At 75.0% G+C, this 18,173-nt stretch carries 18 protein-coding genes; 11 read left to right on the top strand and 7 right to left on the bottom strand.

Annotated features, from left to right (window positions below):
- Positions 1-17: 17 nt before the first annotated feature.
- Positions 18-746, top strand: a complete 729-nt coding sequence (locus tag ACFOYX_RS12045) for an EcsC family protein (protein ID WP_322442916.1) — start codon at positions 18-20, stop codon at positions 744-746.
- A gap of 57 nt (positions 747-803) precedes the next feature.
- Here the strand turns inward: ACFOYX_RS12045 and ACFOYX_RS12040 are convergent, their stop codons facing one another.
- Entirely contained in the window at positions 804-1,643 is an 840-nt protein-coding gene (locus ACFOYX_RS12040) for a GDSL-type esterase/lipase family protein (RefSeq protein WP_322442915.1), read from the bottom strand.
- A gap of 418 nt (positions 1,644-2,061) precedes the next feature.
- Between ACFOYX_RS12040 and ACFOYX_RS12035 the strand changes: the two genes are divergently transcribed.
- The 5 genes from ACFOYX_RS12035 to ACFOYX_RS12015 are packed head-to-tail and all read left to right on the top strand — an operon-like array spanning position 2,062 to position 6,652.
- Entirely contained in the window at positions 2,062-2,316 is a 255-nt protein-coding gene (locus tag ACFOYX_RS12035; protein WP_109800269.1) for a DUF6343 family protein, read from the top strand.
- A 12-nt stretch (positions 2,317-2,328) separates the two neighbouring features.
- The gene (locus ACFOYX_RS12030) at positions 2,329-3,741 is read left to right on the top strand and encodes an NADP-dependent succinic semialdehyde dehydrogenase (protein ID WP_322442914.1); all 1,413 of its coding nucleotides are present in this window, start codon (positions 2,329-2,331) and stop codon (positions 3,739-3,741) included.
- Positions 3,742-3,782: 41 nt separating this feature from the next.
- On the top strand, positions 3,783-4,748 hold the full coding sequence (locus ACFOYX_RS12025; RefSeq protein WP_322442913.1) for a TIGR03885 family FMN-dependent LLM class oxidoreductase: 966 nt from the start codon (positions 3,783-3,785) through the stop codon (positions 4,746-4,748).
- A gap of 37 nt (positions 4,749-4,785) precedes the next feature.
- Positions 4,786-6,366, top strand: coding sequence for a Na+/H+ antiporter (locus ACFOYX_RS12020; RefSeq protein ID WP_322442912.1), 1,581 nt, complete (start codon positions 4,786-4,788; stop codon positions 6,364-6,366).
- Between the two features lie 28 nt (positions 6,367-6,394).
- Entirely contained in the window at positions 6,395-6,652 is a 258-nt protein-coding gene (locus ACFOYX_RS12015) for a UBP-type zinc finger domain-containing protein (RefSeq protein WP_322442911.1), read from the top strand.
- A 33-nt stretch (positions 6,653-6,685) separates the two neighbouring features.
- Here ACFOYX_RS12015 and ACFOYX_RS12010 read toward each other — a convergent pair whose 3' ends face one another.
- Positions 6,686-7,219 (bottom strand): GNAT family N-acetyltransferase, encoded by a 534-nt coding sequence (locus ACFOYX_RS12010; RefSeq protein WP_109800278.1) that lies wholly within the window; start codon positions 7,217-7,219, stop codon positions 6,686-6,688.
- A gap of 82 nt (positions 7,220-7,301) precedes the next feature.
- Positions 7,302-8,624 carry an MFS transporter gene (locus ACFOYX_RS12005; protein ID WP_377533989.1) on the bottom strand — a complete coding sequence of 441 codons (1,323 nt, stop codon included), beginning with the start codon at positions 8,622-8,624 and terminating at the stop codon, positions 7,302-7,304.
- 203 nt (positions 8,625-8,827) lie between these two features.
- Between ACFOYX_RS12005 and ACFOYX_RS12000 the strand changes: the two genes are divergently transcribed.
- Both ACFOYX_RS12000 and ACFOYX_RS11995 read left to right on the top strand, forming a co-directional pair.
- Positions 8,828-9,340, top strand: coding sequence for a GNAT family N-acetyltransferase (locus ACFOYX_RS12000; RefSeq protein WP_322442910.1), 513 nt, complete (start codon positions 8,828-8,830; stop codon positions 9,338-9,340).
- A gap of 761 nt (positions 9,341-10,101) precedes the next feature.
- Entirely contained in the window at positions 10,102-10,827 is a 726-nt protein-coding gene (locus ACFOYX_RS11995) for a PP2C family serine/threonine-protein phosphatase (protein WP_238453245.1), read from the top strand.
- A 4-nt stretch (positions 10,828-10,831) separates the two neighbouring features.
- Here the strand turns inward: ACFOYX_RS11995 and ACFOYX_RS11990 are convergent, their stop codons facing one another.
- From ACFOYX_RS11990 to ACFOYX_RS11980, 3 genes are read right to left on the bottom strand one after another with little or no spacing between them, the layout of a single operon-like run.
- Entirely contained in the window at positions 10,832-13,456 is a 2,625-nt protein-coding gene (locus ACFOYX_RS11990; RefSeq protein ID WP_322442909.1) for an ATP-dependent helicase C-terminal domain-containing protein, read from the bottom strand.
- A 23-nt stretch (positions 13,457-13,479) separates the two neighbouring features.
- Positions 13,480-13,680, bottom strand: a complete 201-nt coding sequence (locus ACFOYX_RS11985) for a DUF397 domain-containing protein (RefSeq protein ID WP_109805861.1) — start codon at positions 13,678-13,680, stop codon at positions 13,480-13,482.
- Between the two features lie 39 nt (positions 13,681-13,719).
- Positions 13,720-14,562 (bottom strand): helix-turn-helix transcriptional regulator, encoded by an 843-nt coding sequence (locus ACFOYX_RS11980; protein WP_322442908.1) that lies wholly within the window; start codon positions 14,560-14,562, stop codon positions 13,720-13,722.
- Positions 14,563-14,700: 138 nt separating this feature from the next.
- On the opposite strand from ACFOYX_RS11980, the gene ACFOYX_RS11975 reads away from it, so the two are divergent.
- From ACFOYX_RS11975 to ACFOYX_RS11965, 3 genes are read left to right on the top strand one after another with little or no spacing between them, the layout of a single operon-like run.
- A complete protein-coding gene (locus ACFOYX_RS11975) occupies positions 14,701-15,327 on the top strand; it encodes a GPP34 family phosphoprotein (protein WP_109805863.1) in 627 nt (208 codons plus the stop codon).
- A 42-nt stretch (positions 15,328-15,369) separates the two neighbouring features.
- Positions 15,370-16,893 carry an APC family permease gene (locus tag ACFOYX_RS11970; RefSeq protein ID WP_322442907.1) on the top strand — a complete coding sequence of 508 codons (1,524 nt, stop codon included), beginning with the start codon at positions 15,370-15,372 and terminating at the stop codon, positions 16,891-16,893.
- Positions 16,890-17,480 carry an N-acetyltransferase gene (locus tag ACFOYX_RS11965; RefSeq protein ID WP_109805865.1) on the top strand — a complete coding sequence of 197 codons (591 nt, stop codon included), beginning with the start codon at positions 16,890-16,892 and terminating at the stop codon, positions 17,478-17,480. The genes ACFOYX_RS11970 and ACFOYX_RS11965 overlap by 4 nt, the downstream gene beginning before the upstream one ends.
- Positions 17,481-17,771: 291 nt before the next feature.
- On the opposite strand, the gene ACFOYX_RS11960 is transcribed toward ACFOYX_RS11965, so the two are convergent.
- Positions 17,772-18,173 (bottom strand): sigma-70 family RNA polymerase sigma factor (locus ACFOYX_RS11960; RefSeq protein ID WP_377533988.1); only part of this gene is annotated, 402 nt, incomplete at its 5' end.

Genomic DNA, 18,173 nt, shown 5'->3' with positions numbered 1-18,173 from the left:
ACCCCCCGGGAGCCCTGGTGACCGACTCCGCACCCGTCGACGGCGAGCCCACCGTCCCCACCGCGCCGGCCGACGCCCCCGAGACCCCGCCGGCCACGCTCTGGGACCGGATGCGGGACGACCCGCAGTACGCCCCGGAGCACCTGGCCCTGGAGGCCGTCCGGCGACTCGGGCCGGAGGCGGCGCAGTGGGCCGCCCGGGAGCGCGCGGAGCGGCCCGACGTCTCCGGCGACGAACTCGCCGACCAGGCGGTCCGCAAGTTCGTCAACCACGCCCGGCTCTCCGGCGCGGTCTCCGGGGCCGCCGGGCTGGCCGGCGCGGTGGTCGACGTGGGCGTGCTGGCCTGGACCCAGGCCCGGCTGGTGCTGCACGTCGCGGCGGCGCACGGCGTCGACCCGGTGCACCCCGACCGGGCCACCGACCTGCTGGTGCTGCAGCGGGTGCACAAGGTCGCCGAGAGCGCCCGGCTCGCCCTCGGGGTGGCCGCCGGGCGGGAACGGGCCGGCGCCCTCTTCGGCATGGCCGGGGAACGCCCGCTGGGCAGGGTGATGCTCCAGCTCGGCGTACGGCTGGCCCAGATGGCCGGGATGCGGGCGGCGAAGCGGGTCGTCGCCAAGGTGGTTCCCGGCGCGGCGATCGTCCTCGGCACCTGGGCGAACTCGTCGGCCACCAAGGATCTCGCCGAGCGGGCCCGCGCCCTCTACCGCAACGGCCCGGACGGCCTGCCCCGGCAGCGCCGCCCCTGACCCGGCCACCGCCCCACGTTCCTCCGGACCGGGCCGAGGTGTGCGGCGGGGTGCCGATCAGTCCGACCAGCCGGCGGCCGGCCAGCTCACCTCGGCGAGCCGGTCCTGGCCGGAGGCGTTCGGGTGGAACCAGTCCAGGCTGTTGACCAGGTCCAGGCCGAAGCGGAGCCGGTGCGCCGCGCCGCCGTCCCACCGGCAGCGGGACCCGTACGCCCGGCAGGCCGCGCGGAGCTGGGCGTTGTAGTCGTCGATCCGCTGCCGGAACCGGGTCCGCCGGGCCACCGCGGCGGGCGCCATCGAGGTCGGGTCGGCCAGCAGCGCCGGGCAGATGCCGTACCCCCAGGCCCGTACCGTCCGGGGCTCGGTGTGCCCCACCTCCCAGAGCCGGTACAGGTCGGGGATGCTGACCACCAGCACCCGCGCCTTGGGCCGGCCGTTGCGCAGCACCCGCATCCCCCGGTCGAGCTGGTCGCGGAAGGTGGCCACCGGGGTCATCGCGTCGATGCCGCCGTGGCAGGCGTCGTTGGCGCCGATCAGCACCGTGACGTAGTCCGCCTGGTCGCGGACCGCCGCGCCGGCCTGCCCGGCCAACGCCGTGGCCCGGGCCCCGGGCGACGCCCGGTCGTACGCCCGCAGCGCGGGGTTGCGCTCGCGCAGCCGCCGGTAGTGGCTCTCCACCCGCAGGCCGTCCCCAGTGGACCAGGAGTTGCGTTCGCAGCTGACCAGCACCAGGCAGGAGGCGAAGCCGCTGGTGATCGAGTCGCCGAGCGCGGACATCACCGCCGGCGCGCCGGGGCGCGCGGAGCCCGACGGGCGCGGCGAGGCGTCGGCCCCGTCGCAGGCGATCGCCACCAGCGCCGCCAGGCAGGCGAGGGCGGCGACCCAGCGTCGAGGCATCACGTCCCCCGTCCGACGGCACAGAGCAACGGCACGGTGACCCTATGCGCGCCGCGCGACGGGGAGCGACTCCTGTCAACTTTCAGGCATTGACAACTGTCGTTAAAGTCTGCGTGCTAACGACCGCTGCGCCAGGGTGCCGGCTGGCCGTGCAGCCACCAGTGCAGGGCCCGGGTGATCCTCGGCAGCACCAGGTAGGGACCGGCGGGTCGAGCCGCCCTCATCCTCCCCGGAGTCGTCCGGTTCGGCCCGGTCACGGCGCACCGGTGTAACGCAACCCACCGGGGGGTCGAATCCACCGGATACCCCGGCCCGTGGCCGGCAATCACCAGGGCCGCCCGTCTCGCCTGGGGCGGGTGGTCGCCGGCCCGGCGCGGGCCGCAGGTTAGCCGCCACGGGGGCCGGGTAGGTCGGAGAAATGACGCGATCGCAGCCCCGCCGCAGGGTCAACGCCGCCTACAGCGCGCTGAACCTGCGGCTCGTGCTCGCCAGCTTCGGGCTGGTGGCCATGACCGTCTTCGCGGTGGTGGCGTTCTGGGCCGGTGTGGCCTGGCTGGGCGTCGTCTGCGCGGTCCTCGCCGTTGTGGCCGCGGTCGACCTGATCGTCATCCAGCGCCGACGCGCGGCCCGCCACCGCGAGGAGCCGGGCGCGCGGCACTCACTGTTCGAGTGACAGGAGTACGACATGCCCATCGCCACCACCAACCCCGCCACCGGACAGGTGCTCAAGACGTACGACCCGATGTCGGCCGAGCAGCTCGACGCGGCCATCGGGCGGGCCGACCTCGCCTTCCGGGACCTGCACCGCACCACCGTCGCTCAGCGGGCGCAGTGGATGAACGCGGCGGCGGACCTGCTCGACGCCGAGCGCGACGACACCGCCCGGCTGATGACCACCGAGATGGGCAAGACGTACGCGGCGGCGCAGGCCGAGGTGACCAAGTGCGCCACGGCCTGCCGCTTCTACGCCGCGAATGCCGAACGGATGCTCGCCGACGAGCCGGCCGACGCCGGCGCGGTGCAGGCGAAGCGGGCCGTCGTCCGCTACCAGCCGCTCGGCCCGGTGCTCGCGGTGATGCCGTGGAACTTCCCGCTCTGGCAGGTGATCCGGTTCGCCGCGCCGGCCCTGATGGCCGGCAACACCGGCCTGCTCAAGCACGCCTCGAACGTGCCGCAGACCGCCCTCTACCTGGAGGACGTCTTCCGCCGGGCCGGCTTCGGAGAGGGCGCGTTCACCACCCTGCTGGTCGGCTCGGACGCCGTCGACCGGATCCTCAGCGATCCCCGGGTCCGCGCCGCCACCCTCACCGGCAGCGAGGGCGCCGGCCGCTCGATCGCCCAGATCGCCGGCCGGGAGCTGAAGAAGACGGTGCTGGAACTCGGCGGCAGCGACCCGTTCGTGGTGATGCCCTCGGCCGACCTGGACCGGGCCGCCGAGGTCGCCACCACCGCCCGCTGCCAGAACAACGGCCAGTCCTGCATCGCCGCGAAGCGGTTCATCGTGCACACCGACGTCTTCGACGCCTTCGCCGAGAAGTTCGCCGCGAACATGGCGGCGCTGAAGGTCGGCGACCCGATGGACGGGGGCACCGACGTCGGTCCCCTCGCCAGCTCGCACGGCCGGGACGAGGTGGACGCCCAGGTTCAGGACGCGGTCCAGAACGGCGCCACCCTCCTGTGTGGCGGCGAGCAGCCCGCCGGCGACGGCTGGTACTACCCGCCGACCGTGGTCACCGACCTGACCCCGCGGATGCGGATGTGGTCCGAGGAGGTCTTCGGCCCGGTCGCCGGCCTCTACCGGGTCTCCTCGTACGAAGAGGCCATCGAGGTGGCCAACGGCACGAAGTTCGGCCTCGGCTCCAACGCCTGGACCACCGACCCGGCCGAGCAGGAGCGCTTCGCCACCGACCTCGACGCCGGCAACGTCTTCATCAACGGCATGACCACCTCCTTCCCGGAGCTGCCCTTCGGCGGCGTGAAGAACTCCGGATACGGCCGGGAACTGTCCGCCGTGGGCATGCGGGAGTTCTGCAACACCAAGACCGTCTGGGTGGGGGAGGGCGCCGCCTCGGCGGGCGCCGGCGCGCACGCCGAGTAGCCGCGATTGACCGCACACCGCCATGGGTAGGAGATGGCCCCATGACGGTGTTCGGCTTCCACGCGTCCCATGAGCAGATCCACCCGGCCCGGCTGCTGGAGGCGGTGGTCCACGCCGAGCGGGCCGGCTTCGACGCCGCCATGTCCTCGGACCACTTCTCGCCGTGGAGCGCCCGGCAGGGGCACTCCGGCTTCGCCTGGTCCTGGCTGGGCGCCGCCCTCCAGGCCACCAACCTGTCCTTCGGCGTGGTCAACGCGCCCGGGCAGCGGTACCACCCGGCGATCATCGCGCAGGCCATCGGCACCCTCGGCGCGATGTACCCGGGCCGGTTCTGGGCGGCGCTGGGCACCGGCGAGGCGAGCAACGAGCACATCACCGGGGACGGCTGGCCGCGCAAGGACGTCCGCGCCGCGCGGCTGCGCGAGTGCGTCGACGTGATCCGGGCACTCCTCGCGGGGGAGGAGGTCAGCCACGACGGGCTGGTCCGGGTCGACCGGGCGAAGCTGTGGACCCGCCCCGACCAGCCTCCGGCGCTGATCGGCGCGGCGGTCAGCGTGGCCACCGCGCGCTGGTGCGCCGAGTGGGCCGACGGCCTGATCACCGTCAACGCGCCCGTCGACCACCTCCGCCGGATGATCGACGCGTACCGGGACGCCGGCGGCCGGGGGCCGCTGCACCTCCAGGCGCACCTGAGCTGGGCGCCCGACCAGGCCGAGGCCGAGGCCGTCGCGTACGACCAGTGGCGCAGCAACGTCTTCGCCCCGCCGGTCTGCTGGGACCTGGAGCTGGCCGAGCACTTCGACGTCGTCTCCGCGGACGTGCCGCTGGAGAAGGTCACCTCGAGCGTCAACGTCTCCGCCGACCTGGGCCGGCACGTCGGCTGGCTGGAGGAGTACCTGGCGCTCGGCTTCGACCAGATCGCCCTGCACCACGTCGGGCAGGAGCAGCGGGCGTTCATCGACGCCTTCGGCGCCGAGGTGCTGCCGAAACTCCGCACGGCCGCCTGATCACCCGGGCCCGCCGCGACCCCTAGGCTCGTACCCCATGGAAGCTCTGTTCGAGGTCGTGGTCTTCCTCGCGATCGCCACCTTCGGCGCGGCGCTGGCCCGCCGGTTGGGCCTGCTCGCGCCGATCCTGCTGGTCGTGCTCGGCCTCGCGCTGTCCTTCCTGCCGTTCTTTCCGCAGGTGCGGCTGGACCCGGAGCTGGTGCTGGTCGGCATCCTGCCGCCGCTGCTCTACGTGGCGGCCCTGGACACGTCGGTGCCGGCGTTCAAGCTCAACCTGCGGCCGATCCTGCTGCTCGCGGTGGGACTGGTGCTGTTCACCGCCTTCGTCGTCGGCACCGTCGTGCACCTGCTCCTGCCCGACCTGCCGTACTCGATCTGCCTGGCCCTCGGCGCGGTGGTGGCGCCGCCCGACGCGGTGGCCGCCACCGCGGTGGCCCGGAAGGTCGGACTGCCCCGCCGGATCGTCACCATCCTGGAGGGGGAGAGCCTGGTCAACGACGCCACCGCGCTGGTGCTGCTCCGGGTCGCCATCGTCTCGGCCACCGTGGCCGGCGGCGGGGTGGGCTTCGGTGACGTGGCCCGCGAGGTGCTGGTCGCCACCGGCGGCGGCATCCTGATCGGACTGCTCGGCGTCGTCGTCTTCGGCTACCTGCACGAGCGGACCACCGACGCGGTGCTGGACAACGCGCTGTCGCTGATCGTGCCGTTCGCGGTCGTCTTCGCCGCCGAGGAGATCCACGCCTCCGGGGTGGTCGCCGTGGTGGTGACCGGGCTGGGCATCGGCCACAAGCTGCCGCTGCTGATGTCGGCCGCCTCCCGGCTCCAGGTCGCCGCGTTCTGGCGGCTGATCCGGTTCCTGCTGGAAGGGCTGGTCTTCCTCCTGGTCGGCCTGCAACTGCGGGAGGTGGTCCGGGACCTCGACGAGCCCTTCGGCTTCCTGGCCGGGATCACCGTGGCGGTGCTGCTCGCCGTCTTCCTGACCCGGTTCGTCTGGCTCTTCCCGGCCACCTACCTGGCCCGGCTGATGCCCCGCGTCCGGCGCCGGGACCCGGTGCCGCCGGTGCAGGTCCCGATCGTCATCGGCTGGGCCGGGATGCGCGGCGTGGTCACCCTCGCCGCGGCGCTCGCCCTGCCGATCACCCTGGCCGAGGGGCGGCCGTACCCGCGGCAGCTCTTCATCTGGCTGGCGTTCGCGGTGATCGTGGTCACCCTGGTCGCCCAGGGCGCCACCCTGCCGGCCGTCGCCCGGCGGTTGAAGCTCCCGGCGGACGACCCGGTGCAGGACGCGCTCTCCGCCGCCGCCGTGCAACAGCAGGCCAGCCGCGCCGCCCGGGAACGCCTCGACGAACTGGCCGACGGGGCGCCGCCCGCCGTCGTCGAGCGGCTGCGCGGGCTGGTGCAGAGCCGCACCAACCTGGCCTGGGAACGGCTGGGGGGCACCGAGCGGGAAACCCCGTCCCAGGCGTACGGTCGGCTGCGGCAGGAGATGATCGACGCCGAGCGGGAGGTCTTCCGGGCCGCCCGCGACTCCGGGAAGATCCCCGAGGAGGTGCTGGTGCGCGCCTACCGGGACCTGGATCTGGAGGAATCGTTGCTGCGTCAGGAGAACGACGAGTGAGCCGCCGAGTCGAGCGGGAGGATGACCGATGAGCTGTCAGCATCTGGCCGAGCCAGGGGCGGCCGAACCGAAGACCACCGGCGAGTGCCCGGACTGCGTGACCGTCGGCAACGCGGACTGGGTGCACCTGCGGGGCTGCCTGACCTGCGGGCACGTCGGCTGCTGCGACTCCTCGCCGCTCCAGCACGCGACGAAGCACTTCGAGTCCACCGGGCACCCGGTGATGCGTTCGATCGAGCCGGGGGAGGCGTGGCGCTGGTGCTTCGTCGACGAGGAGATCGGCTGACGGGCGTGCCCGTCGACGCCGAGGTGTGAGCGCTCAGTCGAGGCGGCGGGCGAGGACCTGACCGGGCCAGGGCTCCCGGCCCGGGCGCACGACCGTGAAGGGCTCGGTGGCGGTGAAGCCGCAGCCCTCGTAAAAGCGCACCAGCGCCCGGTCGTCCCCGCCGTAGCAGTCCACCCGCAGCAGCCCCAGCCCGCGCGCCCGGGCCAGCTCCGCGGCGTGGTCCAGCAGCCGCGCCCCGACCCCCAGGCCGGCGTGCGCCCGGTCCGTGACCAGCAGGTTCACGTACAGCTCCGGCTCGGTGGCTGGCGGAACGTAGTCGGTGGCCGCGCCCACCACCAGCGCGCCCACCGGGGTGTCGCCGAGCAGCGCCAGGTGCAGGCCACCGCCCGCCGCCCAGGCGTCGGCCTGGGCGATCCGGCGCGGGTCGGCCGACGCGGGCTCGGTGCCCCACTGGCCGGTCCGGCCGCGCGCCACCAGCCAGGCGGTGGCGCGGTCGAGCAGCCGCAGCACGGTGGCCGCGTCGTCGGGTCCGCCGGGTCGGATGGTGATGGTCTGCTGGTCCGTCATGCCCGCCATGCTGCTACACCGGCGCGGACCGTCGATCATCGGATGACCGGTACCGGCCGGCGCGATCGGCCGGGCCGGTCGCTCAGCCGGCACGACCGGAGGATGCCGGCGCCCGGTCCTCCGCCTCGGGTGCCGGGCGGGTGGCGAGCGCCCACCGGGCCAGCGCCGGGGTGGCCAGGCCGACGCCGGCGAAGAGCACGCCGACCGCCAGCCAGCCGGGCACCCCGCCGTCGAGGACCACCAGGGTCAGCAGGGCCGGGCCGACCGCCCGGGCCAAACCGGCCAGCAGCCCGTCCGCCCCCTGGTACGCGCCGACGGCGTCCGGCGGGGCCAGGTCGTAGGCCAGCCCGGCCCCGGCGGTGCCGTGCCACAGGTCGCCGACCGTGTGGACGACGGTGGCGACCAGCAGGAGCGCGACCGCCGGGGCGGTGGGCAGGCCGGCGGTGGCGGCGTACAGCAGCATCGCCGCGGCCAGCACCAGGCCGGCCCGGCGCAGCTGCCGGGCCGCCGGGACGATGCCGTTTGCGCCGCGGCTCAGCCGCACCGCCAGCAGCACGGTGAGCACCGTGTTGGTCAGCAGCACCGCCGACACCACGGGCGGTGGCGCGCCGGCCCGGGTCACCGCCCACAGCGGCACGACGAGGGTCAGCACCGTCAGGTGCAGCGCGAGCACCGCCGACGCCCCGCTCACCGCGAGGAACCGCCCGTCGCGCAGCGCCCGGCCGCGCCGCCGGCCGACGGCCGTCCGGGGGCGCGGGGCCGGCGGGTAGGCGGGCAGTCGCAGCAGCAGCGCCGCGGACACCAGGTAGGTGGTCGCGTTGCCGGCCACCAGCACCTGGTACGCCAGGTGCGTGTCGGCGGCCAGCGCGAACCCGGCCAGGCCCGCCCCGACCGCGATGCCCAGGTTCGCCACCGCCCGCAGCGTGGCGAAGGCGTGCACCCGGCCGTCAGGACCACCCACGGCGGCGACCAGGGCGGCGCGGACCGCCAGATTGCCGGAGGCAGACAGCAGTTCGAGCACCGCGACGATCAGGAACGCCGGGAACGAGCCGACCAGCAGGTACGCCGCGGCGACGACGGCCTGGCAGAGCTGCAGGACCGCCCGGAGCGTACGCGGGTCGCGCCGGTCGGCGAGGCTGCCGAGCGGCATGCTGACGGTCAGCCCGACCAGCCCGGCGACGGTGAGCCCGGCGCCGACCGAGGCGGCGGAGAGCCCCACGTCACGGGTGAGGTAGAGCGCCGCGCCGGCCAGCCACAGTCCCGAGCCGACGGTGTTGGCGAGGGTGGCCAGGGAGAGGGTGCGCAGCGGCCCCGGCGGTGGGATGGGCGACATCGCCGCGGCCAGGCGCCCCGCGAGCCGGCTCGGAGACGACGGTCGAGCTGCGGCGTCCTCATCGACGGCCATGCCACCGACCCTAGGCAGGGCCGGGTGGACCGGCTGCCCCCGGCGACGCGACGCCGGTCACAGCAGACCGGTCACCGCCGCCCGCGGGCTGCGGTACGCGGACGGAGGCCATGCCGGCCGCGGTGGCGGCCTGGCGGCCGAGGTACGGGATCGGGCTGGAAACACGCTGGCCGGGACGGTGTCGCTCTGCTTGGCTCGGCGACGTGGAGAGCATCAGGATCGCGCGGGCGGACGAGTTGACCGAGGTGCAGCGGATCGAGGTGGCCTCCGGGGCGCCGTTCCGGGAGATCGGCATGGTCGACGTCGCCGACATGCCGCCGCTGCCGCTGGACGCGCTCGCCACCTGCCAGCGGGCCGGGGGACTCCGGGTGGCGGTGGACGCCGAGGACCGGCCGCTCGCCTTCGCCGTGCTCGACCTGGTGGACGGCTGCGCGCACGTCCAGCAGCTCAGCGTCGATCCCACGTACGCCCGGCGGGGAATCGGGCGGAGACTGCTCGACGACGTGGCCGGGTGGGCTATCGGCCAAGGCCTGCCGGCGTTGACGCTGACCACGTTCCGCAGCGTGCCGTGGAACGGGCCGTACTACGCCCGGTGCGGATTCCGGGAGTTGACCGGGGCGCAGGTCACGCCGGGGCTGGCCGAGCTGCTGGCGGCCGAAGCCGCGATCGGTCTGGACCCGGCCGACCGGGTCGCCATGCGTCGCCCCGCCGGCTGACCGTCAGCGTCGGCCGGGACTCAACCCGCCGGCGGCAGCTCCCACATCCGCGCCTCAAGCCGGGCGAGGGCGCGCGGGTCGGCGTCGGACGGGCGGACGAGGCGATCCTCCCGCCAGCGCCGCAGCACGTCCGCCGTCCAGGGATTCGGTACGGCCGGCTCAGTGGGCGCCGCCGAGGTTGAGCACGACCACCCCGGCGATCACCAGACCCGCCCCGATCACCTTGGTCACGCTGAGTGGCTCACCCAGGAAGGCCGCGCCGATGGCCATGATGGCCGCGGTGCCCAGTCCAGGAGCGGCGGGAAGCCCCGGGGATCCGCCGAAGAACGCCTGCCGGGCGGCCGGAACGCGCTGAGCGCGCTGCCGGGGTGCATTCCCGCCGGCGGGTTCTCGCCGCTGGATCGTGCCGGCCGAACGGGACCGACATGGTGGCTGGTGCGCTACGAAGCTGATGTCGTGGGTGAATCAGGGCGACGGCCGGCCGCGGCCGGGCTGGCTCCGGGTGCCGCGTCGCTGAATCGTTTACGTCATCAGCTTCATAGCGTCTCCCCAGAAGGCCTACGCGCGGCGCGCCCCGGTCGGGGCCGAGGGCGATCGATGACGGTTCATCGACCGCCAGCGTCTCGCCGCTGGCAATCGATCGACCCCGATGATCTGACGCGGGTCCGCGGCGCGACGGACAGTGAGATTCACCGCGCCACGCGAGCCTCGTCCTGATCTCCTAGAGACAACTGAGCCCTTCGCCTGGCAGGCTGCCTCCCATGACCCTGAAGCTTCGTTCCGTGGGGGCGAGCGACCGTGGGCTGATCCGCAGCGGGAACCAGGACGCGCTCCACGCCGGCAGCTGGCTCGTCGCCGTCGCCGACGGCATGGGAGGCATGGCGGCCGGTGACCTGGCCAGCCGGATCGCGATCGACGCCGTCGGGCCGCTGGATGTGGAGACCCCCGAGGACGCGCTGGTCGCCGCCCTGCAGAGCGGGCTCGAGCTGGCTACGGCGCGGATCCGTCAGGCGGTGGCGGAGGATCCGGAACGCCAGGGCATGGGCACCACACTGACCGCCCTGCTCTTCGCCCGGACCGGGAGCTGCCTGGCCCTGGCCCACGTCGGCGACTCCCGGGCCTACCTGTTCCGCGAAGGGGTGCTCAAGCAGGTCACCCGCGACGACACCTTCGTGCAGATGCTCGTCGACCAGGGTGTGATCACCGCCGAGCAGGCCAGCAGCCACCCGCGCCGGGCGGTGGTCACCCAGGCCCTGCAGGGCGACGAGGTCTCCCCGACGTACGCGACGATGGTGCCGTGGGCCGGCGACCGCTGGCTGCTGTGCAGCGACGGCCTCTCCAACGTGGTCCGCCCGGACACCCTCGCCGAGGTGCTGGCCGGCCAGCCCGACCGGGAGGCGTGCGCCCGCCAGCTGATCGACCTGGCCCTGCGGGCCGGCGGCCCGGACAACGTCACCGTGGTCATCGCCGACATCGTCGACGAGTAGTGCCTCAGCGTCGCCGGGGCGCGGCGCGCCGGGTGGGCTCGGCGGTGGTCGGATCCTCCGGCCACGGGTGCCGCGGGTAGCGCCCCCGCAGCTCCGCCCGGACCTGGGGGTAGCCGGACCGCCAGAAGGACGGCAGGTCGGCGGTGACCGCGACCGGCCGGCCGGCGGGGGAGAGCAGGTGCAGCAGCACCGGCACCCGGCCGTCGGCGAGCCGGGGCGCCTCCCGCCAGCCGAAGGTCTCCTGGAGTTTCACCGCGAGCACCGGCGCGGCCGGGTCGGCGTAGTCCACCCGGACCCGGGAGCCGCTCGGCACAGCCAGCCGCTCTGGGGCCAGCTCGTCGAGCCGGGCGGCCTGCCGCCAGTCCAGCAGCCGGCGTAGCGCCGACGCGACGTCGATCCGGGCGAGGTCGGCCCGACGGCGGGCCCGGGCCAGCTCCGGACCGAGCCAGCGCGGGGCGTCGGCCAGCAACGCGGCGTCGCTCACGTCCGGCCAGTCGTCGCCGAGGGCCTGCCGGCAGAACGCCAGCCGCGCGCGCAGCGCGGTCGCCGCCGGGGTCCAGGTCAGCAGCCCCAGCCCGCCCTGGCGCAGGCCGGTCAGCACCGCCGCGGCGACCAGCTCCGGCCCCGGCGCGGTCAACGGCCGGTCGACCAGCACGACCGCGCCCAGCCGGACCACCTCCCGCGCCACCACGTCCCCGCCGGACCAGCCCACCTCGCGCTCGGTGCGCAGCAGCGGGCCGCCCGCCTCCCGCGCGGTCGCCTCGTCCACCGGCGCGGCGAGTCGCACCCGGGCCGACGGCGCGCCGGGGGAGCGGTCGGCGACGGCCACGGCCAGCCACGCCGACCCGGCCAGGCCCGACCCCGCCGCCAGCTCCGCCGCGGTGCCGCCCGCCATCAGGTACGCCGAGCCCCCGGCCCGCCGCGCCCGGGCCAGCCGCTCCGGGTACGCCAGGCCCACCACCAGCCCGGCAGCCAGGTCGTCGGGGAGGCGGCCGCCCGGCACGTCACCTGCCCGCTCCGCGACGCCGAACGAGCTGCCGCCCGGCGTATGCCGGCCCCGAGCGCCGCTCTCCCGGGCGTCCCGTCCGGTGGGCCGCGGGCCGCCCGTCTCGCCGGGCCGCCCGGCGGGCAGGGCGCCGCGCAGCCGGCGTACCTCGGTGCGCCAGCGGGCGGTGGCGGCCGGGTCGGCGTTCGTGCGCAGCCGGCGCCAGGCGGCGGTCAGGTCGTCGCCGGGCCCCGCGACAGTCTCCTCGGCCAGCAGCGCGACCACCTCGGCCGCACGGTCCGGGCCCACCCGGTCGGCCCCGTCGAGCAGCGCCCGGGCCAGCCGGGGATGCGCCCCGACCGACGCGATGGTCCGGCCCCGGGTGGTGATCCGGCCGTCCGCGTCGACCGCACCGAGGGCGGTGAGCGTTTCCCGGGCGACCACCATCGCGGCCGGTGGCGGGGGATCGGGCAGGGCCAGCCCGGCGCCGTCGGGGTCGCCCCAGGCCGCCAGCTCCAGCGCGAAGCCGGTCAGGTCGGCGGTGGCGATCTCCGGTTCCGGCTGCGCGGCCAGCCGGGCGTGCGTCGCCTCCGACCAGCACCGGTAGACCGCGCCGGGGGCCTCCCGGCCGGCCCGGCCGGCCCGCTGGGTGGCCGCCGCCCGGGACACCGGGACGGTCACCAGCGCACCCAGCCCGCGGGCCAGGTCGGTGCGGGCCACCCGGCTCAGCCCGGCGTCCACCACCACCCGGACCCCGGGCACGGTCAGGCTGCTCTCCGCCACCGCGGTGGCCAGCACCACCCGGCGCCGGTCCGTCGGCTGCAGCGCCGCGTCCTGCGCCGCCCCGGGCAGCCGGCCGTGCAGCGGCAGCAGGGCGATCCGGTCCCGCAGGTCGGCCAGCCGGCCGGCGACCGCGGCGATCTCACCGGCGCCGGCCAGGAACACCAGGACGTCGCCGTCCCGCTCGCGCAGCGCCCGCCGCACGGTGGCCGCCACGTGGTCGAGCAGCGCCGGGTCGACCCGGCCCGCGCCCGGCGCGGCCACCGGCCGGGGCGGCGGCGCCCAGACCCGGCTGACCGGGTGCAGCGCGGCCTCCGCCCGGACGACCGGCGCGGGTCGGCCGGCGGCGCCGAGCAGCGCGGCGAACCGGTCGGCCTGCGGCGTGGCCGACATCGCCAGCAGCCACAGGTCGGGGCGGAGCGTGCCACGGGCCTCCACCGCGAAGGCCAGCGCCAGGTCGGCGTCGAGTTGCCGCTCGTGACACTCGTCGAGCAGCACCGCCCCGACCCCGGGCAGCTCCGGGTCGCGGTGCAGGCGGCGGAGCAGCAGGCCGGTGGTGACCACCTCGACCCGGGTGGCCCGTCCGACCCGGCGCTCGCCCCGGACCGCGTACCCGATCCGCTCGCCCACCGGCTCGCCGAGCAGGCCGGCCATCCGGCGGGCGGCGGCCCGGGCGGCGACCCGGCGGGGCTGCGCGATCAGTACCCGGCCGGCGACCTCGTCGGCCACCGCGAGCGGGGCCAGCGTCGTCTTGCCGGTGCCGGGCGGCGCCACCAGCACCGCGTCGCCGGCCGCCCGCAGCGCCCTGAGCAGCGCCGGGAGCACCGGCCGGACCGGCAGGTCGAGGGGTACGTCGGAGAGCACAGTCCCACTCTCGCACCCGGTGCTCAGTCCCGGCGCACCCCGTCCACGCCGGTGACGAAGGCCGCCCAGGCCGTCGGCGGGAAGACCAGTGCCGGCCCGCCGCGGTCCTTGCTGTCCCGCACGGCGATCCGACCGCCCACCGCGGCGACCTCCACGCAGTTGCCGTTGCCACTGCTGCGCGTGCTGGTGCGCCAGTCCGCCCGGGACAGGTCGAGCGCGGTCATTCCCGTACCTCTCGTCTTCCGTCGGCGTGCCGCTTAGCGTCACGCAAAGTTACGAGAAGCCTCCTCCAGGCGGATCAGCGACGCCGCCGGATCCAGTGCCATCCGGCACAGCTCCTCATGCAGCAGGCTATACCCGTGCACCTGCGCGGCATCCTCCAGAGCGAGCCCCATGGTGAGATTGTCCAGGTAGACCACGGAGGCGTCGGCGGCGTCGGCGAAGCCGAGGATGACGTACGGGGTGCTCATCGCCGGATGCCCGCCGGCACTGAATGGAAGTACGTGAATGGTTACGTTGGGTAACTGAGCGAGTTTCGCCATGTGGCTGAGCTGAGCGGCCATCACGGCCGGGCCGCCGACGGCGCGCAGCAGCACCGCCTCGTTGAGCACCACGGAGAGCCGGACCGGCGACCCGCGGTGCAGCACGTCCTGCCGGTGCAGGCGGGCGGCGACCTTGCGTTCGATGCCGTCCTCGCCCGCGGTGATCCGGTAGATCTCCCGGGCGTACGCCTCGGTCTGCAGCAGCCCCGGCACCGACTCGGCCTCGTACGTCCGCAGGGTGGCCGCCTCGGCCTCCAGTCCGACGTAGAACTCGAACCACTCCGGCAGCACGTCGCTGTAGTTCTGCCACCAGCCGCGCTGCTGCGCCCCCCGGGCGATTTCGATCAGTGCCTCGGCGTCGGAGCCGGTCACCTGGTAGAGGGCGAGCGCGGCGCGGACGTCCCGGGGCTTGATGCCGATCTGCGCGTTCTCGATCCGGGAGAGGTTGCTCTTGGACATGTCGAGCTGGCGGGCCGCGACATCGAGGGTCATCCCCGCGTGCTCGCGCAGTTGGCGAAGTTCCCGAGCGATCCGGCGGCGGCGAACGGTGGGGCTGGCGGTCACCCTCCGAGTCTGTCACGCCAAGATCCGCAGGTCGCGTCCGCACGGAGTGCAACCGTCGAATTCGGGAGTTGCATTGCGATAGTGCAAGGTGCATCCTCTGTCCGGTGTTGATCGCATGTGGACAGGCCGGAGGCTCGTTTGCTCATCGCTGATGAGTTCTTCCTGGTCGCCCACAACGACAGCCGGGGCAAGGCCAAGCTGCATCCGGCGGCGACCGGGCTGGGGCTCGCCGCCGGCCTGCTCGGTGAGCTGGTCCTTTTCGGACGGATCACCGTCTCTGCTGGATTGGTCACGGTGCTGGACCGCCGGCCGCCGGCCGACGCGCTCGCGCACACCGTGCTCGACCAGTTGATCGGGGAACCCCAGCACCAGGCGGTCCGCACCTGGCTCAGCTTCCTGGCCCAGACGGGCGTGAGCTCGGTCGGCGAGCGGCTGGCCCGCGCCGGCGTGCTGCGCCGGCAGGAGAGCCGCCGGCTGCTGCGGACCAGCCTGAGCTACGTCCCGGTCGACCTCAACGCGGCGGCCTGGCCGGCGACCCGGCTGCGGACCCTGCTGGAGCGCCCGGAGCCCCCCTCCGTGCCGGACGCCCTGCTGCTCGGTCTGGTCGCCGCCACCGGACTGACCCGCGAGGTGCTCTGGAGCGCCGGGCCGCTGGCCCACCACCGGCTGGGCGTCGTCGTCCCGGCGCTGCCGGCGCCGCTGAAGGAACTGGTCGGGCACACCGAGGCCGCCGTCGGGGCCGCGGTGCTGCGCGGCTTCCCCTGACCCACCAACCCCTCATCCCTCCCCTCGAACCGGAGTGGCCCCATGCCCCCTGCAGCCACCGTCGACCGTCCCAGCAACGTCTCCGATTCCCTGGCCCGTGGCCGGCTCGGCGTACCGTCGGTCATCTTCTTCGTCCTCTCCGCCGCCGCCCCGCTGACCGTGGTGGCCGGGGTGGTCACCACCGGGTACGCGGTCACCGGCGTCACCGGCATCCCGCTGGCGTTCCTGGTGGTGGCGGCGGTGCTCGCGCTCTTCTCGGTCGGCTACGTGGCGATGGCCCGCCGGCTGACCAACGCCGGCGCCTTTTACGCGTACGTCGCCCGTGGGCTCGGCCGGCCGGCCGGGGTGGGCGCGGCCTGGGTCGCGCTGATCGCGTACAACGCGCTGCAGGTGGGGCTCTACGGCGCGATCGGCGCCGCGGCCGAACCGGTGCTCCAGCAGCTCTTCGGCGGCTCGCCCGCCTGGTGGGTGGTGGCGCTGGTCGCCTGGGCGCTGGTCGCGATCCTCGGCCTGCTGCGGGTGGACGTGAACGGCATGGTGCTGGCCGTGTTGCTGGTCGCCGAGATCCTGGTCATCCTCGTCTTCGACGTCGCACAGGTCAGCCACCCGGCGGGCGGTTCGGTCAGCTTCGCCACCCTGTCGCCGGACAACCTGCTGGTGCCCGGCGTGGGCGCGATCCTGGTGCTGGCCACCACCGGCTTCACCGGCTTCGAGTCCGCGGTGGTGTTCAGCGAGGAGAGCAAGGACCCGAAGCGGACCGTGCCGATGGCCACCTATCTCTCGGTGGGCATCATCGCCGCGCTGTACGCCTTCTCGGCCTGGACGATGACCGTCGCGACCGGGCCGGCCCGGATCGTCGACGCGTCCCGCGAGCAGAGCACGGCGCTCATCTTCAACCTCGCCGGGGCGCACCTCGGCGACACCGCGGTGACGATCGGCCAGGCGCTCTTCCTCACCTCGCTGCTCGCGGCGATGATCTCGTTCCACAACACCACCGCCCGGTACGCCTTCGCGCTCGGCCGGGAGCGGGTGCTGCCGGCGCTGTTCGGGCAGACCTCGCCGCGCACCGGCGCGCCGCGGGTCGCCTCGCTGGCGCAGAGCCTGCTGGGGCTGGTCGTGATCGTGCTCTACGCGGTCGCCGGCTGGGACCCGCTGGTGCAGTTGTTCTTCTGGGGCGGCACCGGCGGCGGGTTCGGGGTGCTGCTGCTGATCGCCACCACCTCGGTCGCGGTGATCGCCTTCTTCGCCCGGACGCGGACGGGGGAGACCCTGTGGCGGCGGGCGATCGCCCCCGGCCTCGCCGCGATCGCCCTCACCGCCGTCATCGTGGTCGCGGTGGACAACTTCGCGATCCTGCTCGGCGTCGCCCCGGACTCGCCGCTGCGCTGGGCGATCCCGGCGGTCTACCCGGTCGCGGCGCTGCTCGGGCTGCTCTGGGGACTGGTGCTGCGCGGCAGCCGGCCGGACGTGTACGCCCGGATCGGGCTGGGCGCGGAGAGCGCGGTCGCCGAGGCGCCGCTGGTCACCCCCGAGCCGGCGCAGGCCGGTGTGGAGGCGGCCCGGTGACCGAGGCGCCCATCGAGCGGTTGGGGCCGGCGGAGACCCGCGGGGTCGCGGAGCGGATCGCCGAGGCGTTCCGGCACCTGGACGTCACCCGCTGGCTGGTGCCGGACGAGGCGAAGCGGGAGGCGGTGCTCGCCGACAACTTCGAGATCCTGGTCGACCACGCGATGCGGCACGGCATCGTGCACGGCACCGCGGACCGGTCGGCGGTGGCGGTCTGGTTCCCGCAGGCCGGCGAGCCGGCCCCGCCACCCGTCGACTACGACGCCCGGCTGGCCGCCGCCTGCGGCGAGTGGACGCCCCGGTTCCAGCACCTCGACGAGCTGTTCGAGGCGAACCACCCGCACGCCGACCACCATCACCTGGCGTTCCTGGCGGTGGAGGCGCGGCTGCAGGGGCGGGGGCTGGGCAGCGCGCTGCTGCGGCACCACCATGCCGTGCTCGACGCCGAAGGGGTGCCCGGGTACCTGGAGGCCAGCAGCGAGCGCAGCCGCGACCTGTACGCCCGGCACGGCTACCGGGCCGCCGAGCCGTTCCGACTGCCCGACGGGTCGGCGTTCCATCCGATGTGGCGCGACCCGCGCGGCTGACCGGCGCGCGACGACCCCCTGAGTCGACGGGCGGCGGTGGCGCGACACCTGCCCACCGCCACCGTCGGCCCGGTGCTCGACCTCGGGGCGGGCACGGACGCTGTGCCGCGGCGCGCCGGTGCGGCGGATGCGCGCGGCGGCGGCGCGGACGCCGGACGCGCCGGTGGTCGACCCGATGGACCTGCTGGTGCTGTGCTGAGCGCGCGGAAAGGCCCGGCCGGCGAACCGCCCGGCCGGGCCTGTGGACGCGACGATGGCCGGGCCCGCCGACCCGGCCATCGTCTCCACCCCCTAGTACGTTCCGTCGAGCTGCCCGCGCAGCTTCGTCAGCGCCCGGGCCAGCAGCCGGGACACGTGCATCTGCGAGACGCCGATCTGCTCGGCGATCTGCGACTGGGTCAGGTTGCCGTAGAAGCGCAGCGTGAGGATCTTCTGCTCGCGCTCGTCGAGGGTGGCGAGCGCCGGGCCCAGCGCGACGCGCAGCTCGGCCAGCTCGAACTCGCCGTCCTCGCCGCCGAGCATGTCGCCCAGTTCGGTGGCCCGGTCGCCGTCGCCGGTCGGGGTGGACAGCGACACGGCGTTGTAGGCGCGGGCGCCCTCCAGGCCCTCCAGGACCTCTTCCTCGGTCAGCTTGAGGTGGGCGGCGATGTCGGCGACGGTCGGCGAGCGGCCGAGGGTCTGCAGCAGGCAGCT

The sequence above is a fragment of the Micromonospora sp. GCM10011541 genome, from assembly GCF_042650725.1.
Lineage (GTDB): Bacteria > Actinomycetota > Actinomycetes > Mycobacteriales > Micromonosporaceae > Micromonospora > Micromonospora sicca.
This window is presented reverse-complemented; position numbering and strand designations above follow the sequence as displayed.